This is a genomic window from Xanthobacter luteus, assembly GCF_040049235.1.
GTDB lineage: Bacteria > Pseudomonadota > Alphaproteobacteria > Rhizobiales > Xanthobacteraceae > Xanthobacter.
Map to the genome: position 1 here is coordinate 261,333 of NZ_JBDZDO010000004.1, position 11,908 is coordinate 273,240.

The 11,908-nt window shown below is 69.2% G+C and carries 14 protein-coding genes; 5 read left to right on the forward strand and 9 right to left on the reverse strand.

Translation table 11 applies throughout. The features are described 5' to 3' along the window. The first annotated feature begins 21 nt into the window (after positions 1-21). From ABLE88_RS14565 to trmB, 3 genes are all read left to right on the forward strand, one after another. Positions 22-429, forward strand: coding sequence for a helix-turn-helix domain-containing protein (locus tag ABLE88_RS14565; RefSeq protein ID WP_348832409.1), 408 nt, complete (start codon positions 22-24; stop codon positions 427-429). A gap of 108 nt (positions 430-537) precedes the next feature. Then, positions 538-1,731, forward strand: a complete 1,194-nt coding sequence (gene metK, locus ABLE88_RS14570; protein WP_348832410.1) for a methionine adenosyltransferase — start codon at positions 538-540, stop codon at positions 1,729-1,731. 104 nt (positions 1,732-1,835) lie between these two features. Next, positions 1,836-2,537, forward strand: coding sequence for a tRNA (guanine(46)-N(7))-methyltransferase TrmB (gene trmB / locus ABLE88_RS14575; protein WP_348832411.1), 702 nt, complete (start codon positions 1,836-1,838; stop codon positions 2,535-2,537). A 12-nt stretch (positions 2,538-2,549) separates the two neighbouring features. On the opposite strand, the gene ABLE88_RS14580 is transcribed toward trmB, so the two are convergent. The 9 genes from ABLE88_RS14580 to hemE all read right to left on the reverse strand — a co-directional run bounded on the left by ABLE88_RS14580 (position 2,550) and on the right by hemE (position 10,097). Further along, positions 2,550-3,431 (reverse strand): NAD-dependent epimerase/dehydratase family protein, encoded by an 882-nt coding sequence (locus ABLE88_RS14580; protein WP_348832412.1) that lies wholly within the window; start codon positions 3,429-3,431, stop codon positions 2,550-2,552. Beyond that, positions 3,428-4,270 (reverse strand): lyso-ornithine lipid O-acyltransferase, encoded by an 843-nt coding sequence (gene olsA / locus ABLE88_RS14585; protein ID WP_510182905.1) that lies wholly within the window; start codon positions 4,268-4,270, stop codon positions 3,428-3,430. The genes ABLE88_RS14580 and olsA overlap by 4 nt, the downstream gene beginning before the upstream one ends. A 148-nt stretch (positions 4,271-4,418) precedes the next feature. After that, positions 4,419-4,793 (reverse strand): Fur family transcriptional regulator, encoded by a 375-nt coding sequence (locus ABLE88_RS14590; RefSeq protein ID WP_348832567.1) that lies wholly within the window; start codon positions 4,791-4,793, stop codon positions 4,419-4,421. Between the two features lie 135 nt (positions 4,794-4,928). Further along, positions 4,929-5,408, reverse strand: coding sequence for a ribosomal protein S18-alanine N-acetyltransferase (gene rimI, locus ABLE88_RS14595; protein WP_348832414.1), 480 nt, complete (start codon positions 5,406-5,408; stop codon positions 4,929-4,931). Continuing rightward, the gene (gene tsaB, locus ABLE88_RS14600; RefSeq protein WP_348832415.1) at positions 5,405-6,088 is read right to left on the reverse strand and encodes a tRNA (adenosine(37)-N6)-threonylcarbamoyltransferase complex dimerization subunit type 1 TsaB; all 684 of its coding nucleotides are present in this window, start codon (positions 6,086-6,088) and stop codon (positions 5,405-5,407) included. Before tsaB ends, rimI begins: the two co-directional genes overlap by 4 nt. Before the next feature lie 109 nt (positions 6,089-6,197). Next, positions 6,198-6,758: a NifU family protein gene (locus ABLE88_RS14605; protein WP_348832416.1), complete on the reverse strand. Its 561-nt coding sequence runs from the start codon at positions 6,756-6,758 to the stop codon at positions 6,198-6,200. A gap of 310 nt (positions 6,759-7,068) precedes the next feature. Next, a complete protein-coding gene (gene rho, locus ABLE88_RS14610) occupies positions 7,069-8,340 on the reverse strand; it encodes a transcription termination factor Rho (RefSeq protein WP_348832417.1) in 1,272 nt (423 codons plus the stop codon). 249 nt (positions 8,341-8,589) lie between these two features. Beyond that, the gene (hemJ, locus tag ABLE88_RS14615) at positions 8,590-9,015 is read right to left on the reverse strand and encodes a protoporphyrinogen oxidase HemJ (protein WP_348832418.1); all 426 of its coding nucleotides are present in this window, start codon (positions 9,013-9,015) and stop codon (positions 8,590-8,592) included. A 41-nt stretch (positions 9,016-9,056) separates the two neighbouring features. Then, positions 9,057-10,097 carry a uroporphyrinogen decarboxylase gene (gene hemE, locus ABLE88_RS14620; RefSeq protein WP_510182906.1) on the reverse strand — a complete coding sequence of 347 codons (1,041 nt, stop codon included), beginning with the start codon at positions 10,095-10,097 and terminating at the stop codon, positions 9,057-9,059. Between the two features lie 351 nt (positions 10,098-10,448). On the opposite strand from hemE, the gene ABLE88_RS14625 reads away from it, so the two are divergent. Both ABLE88_RS14625 and ABLE88_RS14630 read left to right on the forward strand, forming a co-directional pair. Beyond that, positions 10,449-11,294, forward strand: a complete 846-nt coding sequence (locus ABLE88_RS14625) for a pyruvate, water dikinase regulatory protein (protein ID WP_348832568.1) — start codon at positions 10,449-10,451, stop codon at positions 11,292-11,294. 6 nt (positions 11,295-11,300) lie between these two features. After that, positions 11,301-11,906 (forward strand): Maf family protein, encoded by a 606-nt coding sequence (locus ABLE88_RS14630; RefSeq protein ID WP_348832420.1) that lies wholly within the window; start codon positions 11,301-11,303, stop codon positions 11,904-11,906. Positions 11,907-11,908 lie beyond the last annotated feature (2 nt).

Sequence of the window (11,908 nt, forward strand, 5' to 3'; positions counted from 1 at the left end):
TCCGACATAGCCGGGGAGACCATGGCCAAGAAGGCGCCGAACCCTATTGACAAGCATGTTGGCGCGCGGGTTCGCATGCGCCGCATGATGGTCCAGATGAGCCAGGAGAAGCTGGGGGAAAACCTCGGCATCACCTTCCAGCAGATCCAGAAATACGAGAAGGGCACGAACCGCATCGGGGCGAGCCGCCTCCAGCAGATCTCCATCGTGCTTGGCGTTCCTGTGGCCTTCTTCTTCGAAGGTGCGCCATCGGTCGGCCCCGAGGTGGACGGCGTGTCGGAGGCCCACTCCCCGGCCTATGTGGCGGATTTCCTTGCCACCTCCGACGGCCTGTCTTTGACGCGGAACTTCATGCGCATCTCCGACGCCAAGGTGCGGCGCAAGATCGTCGACCTCGTCACCGCGATCGCCGGAGAGCAGGAAGCCTGATCCGTTCGTTTTGACGAACGAATCCTCCGTCTTGATCTTGACCGGCCAATCCCGCGCTGCGAAAACGGCTGCATCGCCTCGCGGCGCGGGCGCAATTGGGGTCACGACATGGCACGCCAAAATTACCTGTTCACCAGCGAATCGGTTTCTGAAGGCCACCCCGACAAGGTCTGCGACCGCATTTCCGACGAGGTGGTGGACCTGTTCTTCGGCACCGCGCTGAAGGAAGGCATCGACCCGGCCCAGGTGCGCGTCGCCTGCGAGACGCTGGCCACCACCAACCGCGTGGTGATCGCCGGCGAGACCCGCGGCCCCTCCTCCATCACCGAGGACGCGATCATCGAGGTCGCGCGCAAGGCGGTGAAGGACATCGGCTACGAGCAGGACGGCTTCCACTGGGAGAAGTCGGACGTGGAGGTGCTGCTGCACGGCCAGTCCGCCGACATCGCCCAGGGCGTGGACATCGCCGGCAACAAGGACGAGGGCGCGGGCGACCAGGGCATCATGTTCGGCTACGCCGTGCGCGAGACCCCGGAGCTGATGCCGGCGCCGATCTTCTATGCCCACAAGATCCTCAAGGACCTCGCCGCCGCCCGCCATTCGGGCGAGGCCAAGCAGCTGGGCCCGGACGCCAAGAGCCAGGTCACCGTGCAATATGTGGGCGGCAAGCCCGTGGGCGTGACGCAGATCGTGCTCTCCACCCAACATCTCGACGAGAGCATGACCTCCAAGGACGTGCAGGCGCTGGTCGAGCCCTACATCCGCAAGGCGCTGCCGGAGGGCTGGATCACCGAGGGCACGCTCTGGCACGTCAACCCCACCGGCAAGTTCGTGATCGGCGGGCCCGACGGCGATTGCGGCCTGACCGGCCGCAAGATCATCGTCGACACCTACGGCGGCGCGGCGCCCCACGGCGGCGGCGCCTTCTCCGGCAAGGACCCCACCAAGGTCGACCGCTCGGCGGCCTATGCCGCCCGCTACCTCGCCAAGAATGTCGTGGCGGCGGGCCTCGCGGACCGCGCCACCATCCAGCTGGCTTACGCCATCGGCGTCTCCGACCCGCTCGCGGTCTATGTGGACTTGCACGGCACCGGCCAGGTGGACGAGGACAAGGTGGAAAAGGCCCTGCGCGAGGTCATGAACCTGCGTCCCCGCGGCATCCGCGAGCATCTCGGCCTCACCAAGCCGATCTATGCCCGCACCGCGGCCTACGGCCATTTCGGCCGCGAGCCGGACGCCGACGGCGGCTTCTCCTGGGAGAAGACCGACCTCGCCGACGCGCTGAAGACCGCGCTCGCCTGATCGTCCCGCGTTCCAACCCGCCATGGCCGGGCAGCGCCCGGCCATGTGCTATTTTGGGGTCCTCGGCGCCCGCGCCGCACCAGATGCCGCCTTCCGACCCGACCGTGACCGACCGCCCGACGATCGCCGACAGCGAGCCCCGCAGCGCCTTCTATGGCCGGCGCGTGGGCAAGGCGCTGCGCGGCCAGCAGCAGGACGCCATCGCCCGCCTGCTGCCGCGCCGCCGCTTCGCCCTCGAAGAGGCTGCGGATCCGCGGGCGCTGTTTGCCCATGATCCGGCGGAGCTGCGGCTCGAGATCGGCTTCGGCGGCGGCGAGCACCTCATCGCCCATGCCGCGCGGCGGCCGCAGGCCGGCTTCATCGGCGTCGAGCCGTTCGTCAACGGCATGGCCCGCATGCTGGTGGACCTCGAGAAGACCGACCTCGCCAACATCCGCGTCATCGATCTGGACGCCGCGCTGGTGCTGGCCCGCCTGCCCCGGGGGTGCCTTGCGGGCGTCGACCTGTTCTACCCCGACCCCTGGCCGAAGCGCCGGCACTGGAAGCGACGGTTCGTCAATCCGGACAACCTGGACCTGATCGCCGGCGCGCTCGCGCCGGGAGCGGAATTCCGCTTCGCCTCCGACGTGCCCCATTATGTGGGCTGGACGCTGGCCGAGGTGCGCCGCCACGGCGCCTTCCGCTGGACCGCATCGACCGCGCGGGACTGGACGCAGCCCTTTGTGCATTGGAGCGGCACCCGCTACGAGGCCAAGGCCCGCGGCGACGGGCGCACGCCCACCTACCTCACCTTCGTGCGGACCTGATCTGCCGGGGCGCTAGAGCGCGCGCGCGCCTTCGCCGGCCGCGCGCAAGGCGGCGAGGCCCTCGCGGTAAGTGGGGTGCTGCAGCACCACGCCGAGTTCGCCTTTGAGCCGCGCGTTCGAGACCCGCTTGTTGTTGTCCCAGAAGCTGAGCGCCATGGGGCTCATGGTCTTGGCGGCCTCGGCGAACGGCACCAGCTCGGGCGCGGGACGCCCGAGCAGCGCGGCGGCGTGGAGGATGGGGTCGCAGGAGGCGGCCGGCGCATCGTCGGTCACGTTGAGCACGCCGCCGAAGCCGCGCGCGACCACGGCGAGGATCGTGCTGGCGATGTCCTCCACATGGATGCGGTTGAACACCTGACCCGGCTTCAGGATCGCCCGCGCCTCGCCGGCGGCGAGCTGGGCCAAGGCATTGCGGCCCGGCCCGTAGATGCCGGCGAGCCGCAGCACCGCCACCGGAATGCCGCGCCGGGCGCCGAAGTCGAACCAGGCCGCCTCGGCCTCGAGCCGCCTGAGAAGGCGCGCGCTCTGCGGGCGCGGCGGCGTCGCCTCGTCCACCCAGGCGCCGCCGTGATCGCCATAGACCCCGAGCGTGGTGAGATAGACCACCTGGGAGAGCCCGCCGGCCTCCAGCGCAGCGCCGGCGGCCCGGAGCACCGGGTCGCCGCCATCGTCGGGCGGCGCGGAGACCAGCAGCACGTCGGTGCGCCGCAGCGCCTCGGCAAGGTCCGGCGACAGGCTCTTGCCGTCGAACACGAAGCCCGCGATGCCGGCCGGCATGGCGCGCGCCTTCTCGGCGGTGCGGGCGGTGCCGACCACGCCGGAAAAGGCGGCGGGGTGGAGCGCCACCAGATGGCGCGCGCAATAGCCGAAGCCGAGGGCGGCGAGGGTCGTCATGCCCCGGTCTTGCCCGAGGGGGGCGCCGGAGGCAAGGCCGCCGAAGGCGCGGCCGGAGCGGGGCGCGCGCCGCGCCCCAGGAGACTGGCGGCGCAGAGCGCCCGCACCGCTTGTTCGGCGTCGCGCGTCACCTCCTTGCGGTCGTGGGCGCCATCGAGCACGAGCGGCGTGCCGAAGCTCACCTCCACGTCGATGGCGCCGTGGCGCAGCACGTCGAGGAGATGGGGGGCAAGCTCGATGTCGCCGAACCATGCCGCCGCCGGCCGGTGCAGCCGCCCCATGGGCAGGCCCTGGAGGCGCACATAGGCGACCGCCATGGGCTGCACGGTCACCGCCTCGGCGGCCGCCACCGCCTCGCGCACCGCGCCCACCAGCGCCGAGCGGAAGGGCAGGACCCGGTTGCCGTCGCTGGACGTGCCCTCGGCGAACAGCACCACCGGGTCGCCCTCGTGCAGGCGCTCGGCGATCTCGCGATTGACGCTGCCGGTGGCGTGCCGGCGCTGGCGGTCCACGAATACGGTGCGCTGGAACTTTGCGAGCAGGCCCACCAGCGGCCAGCCCGCCACCTCGCTCTTGGCGACGAAGAACAAAGGCGTCACCGAGCCGATCACCGGAATGTCCAGCCAGGAAGCGTGGTTGGACAGCAGCAGCAGCGGGCGCGCCGGCGCCGGCGCGCCGTTGAGGTGCACCCGCACGCCGATGAGGCGCAGCAGGATGCGGTGGTAGAGCGCCGGGATCCGGCGGCGCGGCGGCAGCCTCAGGCGCAGCGCCGCCCACTGGATGGGAAGGCCGACCGCGGTCACCGCCAGCACCGCCGCCAGCACCAGACCGACGCGGATGTTGGCAAGCCCCCGCGCGAGCCAAGGGCAATCCGGGCCGAGCGCGCCGAAGCCCTTCGCCGGACGGGCCGGCGGCGGCAGATCGGGGGCGCTGTCGGTCATGGGGCGCTAAGCCTTCGGTGGGAGATGCGGCGCCAGGGGCGGGCGCTCACTCCTCGTCCAGGGGCACCGCATAGAGCTCCAGACGGTGGCCCACCAGCTTGTAGCCGAGCCGGCGCGCCATCTCCTCCTGGAGGCGCTCGATGTCCTCCGAGCGGAACTCGATGACGCGGCCGGTGCGCAGGTCGATGAGGTGGTCGTGGTGCTCGTCCGGCATCTGCTCGTAGCGGGCGCGGCCGTCGCCGAAATCGTGGCGCTCGATGATACCCGCGTCCTCCAGCATCTTCACAGTGCGGTAGACGGTGGAGATGGAGATCTTGTCATCGATGGCGGCGGCGCGCCGGTAGAGCTCCTCGACGTCGGGATGGTCTTGCGCGCCCGAGAGCACGCGCGCGATCACCCGGCGCTGCTCGGTCATGCGCATGCCCTTGGCGAGGCAGGCCTCCTCGATGATGCTGATCTTCTCGTTCAAGGGCGGCACCTCCCCGCTGCCGGCGGCTGACGCCTTATCGCTTTCCCTCGGGCGCGCCGCAAGGGGCGCGACAAGCGGAGCCCGGCATCAGAAATCCCGGCGCAGAAGCAGGGCGTCGGCGCCCCCGCCCGCATAATAGCCCTTCCGGCGGCCCACCTGGATGTAGCCGAGGCGTCTGTAAAGCGCGAGCGCGGCGGCGTTGCCCTCCTCCACCTCGAGGAAGGAGGTGGTCACCCCCTCGGCCGCGAGGCGCGCCAGATGGTGGCGCAGCAGCGCCAGACCGAGGCCGCGCCCGCGCCGGTCGGTGCGCACGGCGATCGAGAGGATCTCCGCCTCCGGCGCCACCACGTGGGAGAGCACGAAGCCCATCGGCGCCCCGCGCGGCCCCTCGCTCACCACATGGGCGCGCACCGCGCGTTCGGCGATCAGGCGCTCGAACTCGTCGCGGCCCCAGCCATGGCGGAATGCGCGGGCCTGGATGTGGGCGAGCGGACCGGCATCGGCGGCGAGCGCGTCGCGCACCGCCGGCGGGCGCGGCGGGAACAGCCGTTCGAGCAGGCTCTTCATCGGCGGGCGATGCGCGCTCGGTCCTGCGGCTTGGCGTCGGGCGGGCGCAGGTAGAAGGGCCGCGGCTCGGCGACCGCCGGGTCGGCGACCGCGCCGAGCCGTGCCACCCAGGCGATGTCGGGCGCGGGCACCACCTCCACGGCGATCGGCGGGCGCTCGTTGGCGGGCCAGACCTCGGCCAGGAGCCCGGCGCCCGAGCCGACGAGGCGGGCCGGGCCGATGGCCACCGCCCGCGCCGCGTCGCGCACGGTGGTGGCGCGCGGGGCGATGAGGGTGCGGCCGCTGGCGCCGAACATCTGCAGGAACACGTTGTCGTGGCGGGCGTCGATGGCGGCGACCACCGGCAGGCTGTCGTCCATGGCGAGGAAGGGGGCGGCGAGCGCGGCGAGGGTGGTGACGCCCGCGACCGGACGGTCGCAGGCCAGGCCGAAGCCGCGCGCAGCCGAGATGCCGACCCTGAGCCCGGTGAAACTGCCCGGCCCGACGGTGACGGCGAAGCGGTCGATATTCTCGAAATCGAGCCCGGCGGAGGCCATGACGCGCTCCACCATGGGGATCAGCGCCTCCGCATGGCCGCGCTCCATGAGCACGCTGTCGCCGGCGACGATGCTGTCGCGGTCGGCGTCGAGCACGGCCACGGAACAGGCAGCCAGCGCGGTATCAATGGCGAGCACAAACATTAAGGGGCGCCCCTCGTCACCCCTCACGATTGACCGGAAACGGCGTCGACGGAAGGGGTTGGCCGAGGCTTACCCTTTCTCAAGGTTAACGCCGTCGGCGATTATCGGGTCAGACCGGGCGCACCTCCACCACTTCGGGCACGAAGTGGCGCAGCAGGTTCTCGATGCCGTTCTTGAGCGTCGCGGTGGAGGACGGGCAGCCGGAGCACGAGCCCTTCATGTTGAGGAACACGACGCCGTCCTTGAAGCCGCGGAAGGTGATGTCGCCGCCGTCATTGGCCACCGCCGGACGCACCCGGGTCTCCAGCAACTCCTTGATGGTGGACACGATCTCCGCGTCGGTCTCGCCAAAGAATTCGTCGCCGTCCTCGTGCGAGGTCTCGGTGCCCTCGGCGACCACCGGGGCGCCGGAGAGGAAGTGCTCCATGATGGCGCCCAGGATTGCGGGCTTCATCTGCGGCCACTCGCCCCTGCCCTTGGTGACGGTGACGAAGTCGGAGCCCAGGAACACGCCGGACACGCCATCCACCTCGAACAGGCGCTGGGCGAGGGGCGAGCGGGCGGCATCGCCGGGGGTGCGCACCTCCAGCGTGCCCTCGCCGAGCACGGAGCGGCCGGGCAGGAACTTCAGGGTCGCCGGGTTCGGCGTCGCTTCGGTCTGGATGAACATCTAGCGTCCTCGGGACATCGGTGATGCGGCTGGCGCCGCTCGTCACCCCCGAAGATAAGCGCTCGCCCGGCCTGCGGGAAGGGTGGCCTTACGCACATGTCCGCAATTGACACGCGCGGTGGCCAGCCGCGAACGCCGCGGGAACACAACGGGGCCGAATCGCTGACCGCGCCCGGTTGCCGCTTTGTCCCACAATGGCGCGGTCCCGCACGCCAGCCCGCCGGGAGGAAGCCCGGCCGGAGGGCGAGGGTGCGGGGTGGCGCCGTCGCCTAATCTGGCGGCGGCGCCGACGACGAGCCGGCGGCGCGGCTCAGGTGTTCATGGAATCGAAGAAGTCGCCATTGGTCTTGGTCTGGCGCAGCTTGTCGAGCAGGAACTCGATGGCGTCCACGGTGCCCATCGGGTTCAGGATGCGGCGCAGCACATACATCTTCTTGAGCGTGTCGGCCGGGACCAGCAGCTCCTCCTTACGGGTGCCGGAGCGCGTGATGTCGATGGCCGGGAACACGCGCTTGTCGGACACCTTGCGGTCGAGGATGATTTCCGAATTGCCGGTACCCTTGAACTCCTCGAAGATCACCTCGTCCATGCGCGAGCCGGTGTCGATCAACGCGGTGGCGATGATGGTCAGCGAGCCGCCTTCCTCGATGTTGCGCGCGGCGCCGAAGAAGCGCTTGGGCCGCTGGAGGGCGTTGGCGTCCACGCCGCCGGTCAGCACCTTTCCGGAGGACGGCACCACGGTATTGTAGGCGCGCCCGAGGCGGGTGATGGAATCCAGCAGGATCACCACGTCGCGCCCATGCTCCACCAGGCGCTTGGCCTTCTCGATCACCATCTCGGCGACCTGCACGTGGCGCGTGGCCGGCTCGTCGAAGGTGGAGGAGACCACCTCGCCCTTCACCGAGCGCTGCATGTCGGTGACCTCCTCCGGCCGCTCGTCGATGAGCAGCACGATCAGGAAGCACTCCGGATGGTTGGCGGTGATGGACTTGGCGATATTCTGCAAGAGCACCGTCTTGCCGGTGCGCGGCGGGGCGACGATGAGGCCGCGCTGGCCCTTGCCGATGGGCGCCACGATATCGATGATCCGCGGCGAGAAGTCCTTCTTGGCGCCCGGCACATCCTCGTGCTCGAGCTTGAGGCGCTCGTCAGGGTAGAGCGGGGTCAGATTGTCGAAATTGATCTTGTGCTTGGTCTTCTCGGGGTCTTCGAAATTGATGGTGTTGACCTTGAGCAGCGCGAAATAGCGCTCGCCCTCCTTGGGAGAGCGGATCTGGCCCTCGACCGTGTCGCCGGTGCGCAATCCGAAGCGGCGAATCTGCGAGGGGGAGACATAGATGTCGTCCGGCCCGGGCAGATAATTGGCCTCCGGCGAGCGCAGGAAGCCGAATCCGTCCTGGAGCACCTCCACCACGCCCTCGCCGATAATCTCGGTCTCGGTGGCGGCGAGCTGCTTGAGGATCGCGAACATGAGCTCCTGCTTGCGCAAGGTGCTGGCGTTCTCGACCTCGTTCTCTTCAGCGAAGGCGAGCAGTTCGACCGGAGTCTTGGACTTGAGGTCTTGAAGTTTCACTTCCCGCATAAGGGAAAGCCTCGATATGTCTTTGGGATTTCCCGGCCTGATCGGGATTCGATCGCGGCCGGTATGTCTGGATGGACGGGGGACCGCAGGTCTTCAGGGAGAGCCGGGAGGGATCTTTCGCCTGACGCGCGAGCCGGCCCCATGACGGGATCGAACCTTGAGGACGCGCGTTTGCCTGCGTTGAGGAAAGCACCGCGAAGATAGGGGGGCGCTTGCCGGCGCGCAAGCCCTCCCTGCGTCGCAGGCACATCAAAACGGTTTGACCACCACCAATATGACGATGCCGATCATGAGCACGGTCGGCACCTCGTTGGCGATGCGGAAGAATCGCTGCGAATGGGCGTTGGCGTCGCGGGCGAAATCCTTCACCCATCTGCTCTGGAAACCGTGCGCCGCGGAGAGCGCGATCACCAGGGCAAGCTTGGCATGAAGCCAGCCGGCGACGAACCAGCCCCCGGCCCAGGCGAGCCACAGGCCGGCGAGCCAGGCGACCACCATCGCCGGATTGGCGATCGCCTTCAGGAGGCGCCGCTCCATGACCTTGAAAGTCTCCGACTGGGCCGAACCCACCGGCGCGGCGCAATGATAGACCATCAGGCGCGGGAGATAGAGCAGCGCCGCCATCCAGGCGATGACGGCCAGGATGTGCAGCGCCTTCATCCATTCGTAGAGCATCACCATCCCCGCAATTCACAGGGGCTGCGAGCGGCCTGAAATCACAGGACCCGGCGCACGCCCGCCACCAGCTTTTCCACATGCTCCACGGGGGTTTCCGGACGGATGCCGTGCCCGAGATTGAAGATGTGCCGCACGCCCAGGAAATCACTGCGGATGCGGCCGATCTCCTCCTCCAGCGCGGCGCCGCCGGCGATCAGCCGCAGCGGATCGAGATTGCCCTGGAGCGTCACCTGGTCCGAGAGGCGGGCCCGGGCGGCGCGGCGGTCCGCGGTCCAGTCGAGGCCGATGGCCGCGACACCGACCTGGGCCATGCGCTCCAGCGCCTCGAGACTGGCGCCCTTGGGAAACGCGATCACCGGCACGCTCGGATGGTGCGCGGCGAGCGCTTCGACGATGCGCGTCATGGGCGCGACGCACCAGCGCTCGAATGAGGCCGGGTCGAGCACCCCCGACCAGGTGTCGAAAATCTGCACCGCGTCGGCCCCGGCCTCGATCTGCGCGCACAAATGGGCGATCGAGGCCTCCACCAGGCGGTCGATGAGGCTCTGGAACAGCATCGGATCGCGCAGCGCCAGCAGCCGGGCCGGCGCCTGGTCGTCGGTGCCGTGGCCCGCCACCATGTAGGTGGCGACCGTCCAGGGCGCGCCGCAGAAGCCGATGAGGGCGGTCTCGCGCGGCAGGGCCGCGCGCGCCAGCGAGATGGCGTCATAGACCGGCTCGACCTTCGCGCGGTCGAGCGACGGCGCGAGCGCGGCCACGCCTGCGGCATCGCCCACCGGCGAAAGGCGCGGCCCTTCGCCCGCCTCGAACGCGAGCTCGACGCCGAGGGCATGGGGAATGACCAGGATGTCGGAAAAGATGATCGCGGCGTCGAAGCCGAATCGCCGGATCGGCTGGAGCGTCACCTCGGCGGCGAATTTCGGGGTGTAGCACAGCTTGAGGAAGCCACCGGCCTCCGCGCGCACCTGGCGATATTCCGGCAGATAGCGCCCCGCCTGGCGCATCATCCAGAGCGGGGGAGGATCGAGCGGCGCTCCGCCCAGCACCTTCAGGAAGCGCGATTGCGTGGCGCGCGGCAGGGTCATCCCCATCCCTTCAATAAAGAGAGTCTATATTTAAATGAGAGTCTTTGGAGTCTTAGGGGTTGATTAACCATTCGCAGCGCCGTCGACAACCGATCCACAGAATGACATCGAGGCGCACCCCCACTTGGGGCGTGTGCGAAGCCGGCGAAACACTGGTTAATGAACGGTTAACGCCGCGCCGCCGGATGGCGTCCACATCCACCCACAGGGGGTGGTCCCTAGGTACGCCGGCGGGTTGGATTGTGGACGGTCGTGCCCGCTGTCCACGCTCTTGCCTTCGCCGGCGCGAGGGGGCATGGCTTGCTCCACAGTCTTGCACAGGAGCGGTGGATAAGCGTGAACGCCCTGAAATCGCCCAGCGAGAGCTATTTCCACCTGCACCTGGTCTCGGATGCCACCGGCGAGACCCTGATCAATGTGGGCCGGGCCGCCTGCGCCCAATATGCCAACGTGCTGCCCATAGAACATGTCTACCCGCTCGTGCGTTCCATGAAGCAGCTGGAGCGCGTGCTCTCCGAGATCGAGAGCAATCCCGGCATCGTGCTCTACACCCTGGTGGACAAGGAGATCCGCGAGCGCCTGAAGGGCCGCTGCCGCGAGCTCGGGGTGCCCTACATGTCGGTGCTGGCGCCGGTGGTGCAGCTGTTCCAGTCCTATCTCGGCGGCGAGCCGACCCCGCGCATCGGTGGCCAGCATTCGCTCGACGCCAGCTATTTCAAGCGCATCGACGCCCTGAACTTCACGGTGATGCACGACGACGGCCACATGACCGAGGATCTCGAGCAGGCCGACGTGGTGCTGCTCGGCGTCTCGCGCACCTCGAAGACGCCGACCTCCATCTATCTCGCCAATCGCGGCATCAAGACCGCCAACATCCCCCTGGTGCCCAACGTGCCGCTGCCCGACAACATCGAAGGGTTGAAAAGCCCGCTGGTGGTGGGCCTCGTCGCCAGCGCCGAGCGCATCGTCGAGATCCGGCAGAATCGGCTGCTGGGCCTCAATGCGGCCGGCAGCAGCACCTCCTATACGGATCGCGAGGCCGTGTCGGAGGAGATCAATTTCTCGCGGCGGTTGTGCGCGCGCAACGGTTGGCCGCTTATTGACGTGACCCGGCGCTCGATCGAGGAGACCGCCGCCACCATCGTCGCCTTGCTTGCGGAGCGGCGCCGCCGCGCCATCGCGGAGACCTGATTTCCCATGACCCTCTGGCGCGGCGAGCAGCCGCTGATTCTGGCGTCGAAGAGCGCGACGCGGCTCACCCTTCTGGTTCACGCGGGCCTGCCGGTGGAGACCGTGGTCGCCGACGTCGACGAGCGCGCGCTGGAGGCGGAGGCCGGCGACATCGAGCCGGCCAAGGTGGCGCTCCTGCTGGCGCGGGCGAAGGCGCTCGGCGGGGCCAAAGCGGCGCCGGGACGGATCGTGGTGGGTGCCGACCAGACCTTGGCCCTCGGCCCGGAAATCTTCCACAAGCCGCGCACCGTGGAGGCGGCGCGGGACCAGCTGAAGCGCCTGTCCGGCCATACCCATGCGCTGCATTCGGCGGTGGCGGTCGCGTTCGACGGCACCGTGGTGTTCGACGCGGTGGTGAGCGCGTTCCTCACCATGCGCGCGCTGTCGGACGACATGCTCGACACCTATCTGTCGGCCGCCGGCCAGCGGGTGCTCACCTCGGTGGGCGCCTATCAGCTGGAGGCGGTGGGTGTGCATCTGTTCACGCGGGTGGACGGCGACCATTTCACCATATTGGGGCTGCCGCTGCTCCAGCTGCTCGCCTTCTTCCGCCAGCAGGGGCTGCTGCCATGAGG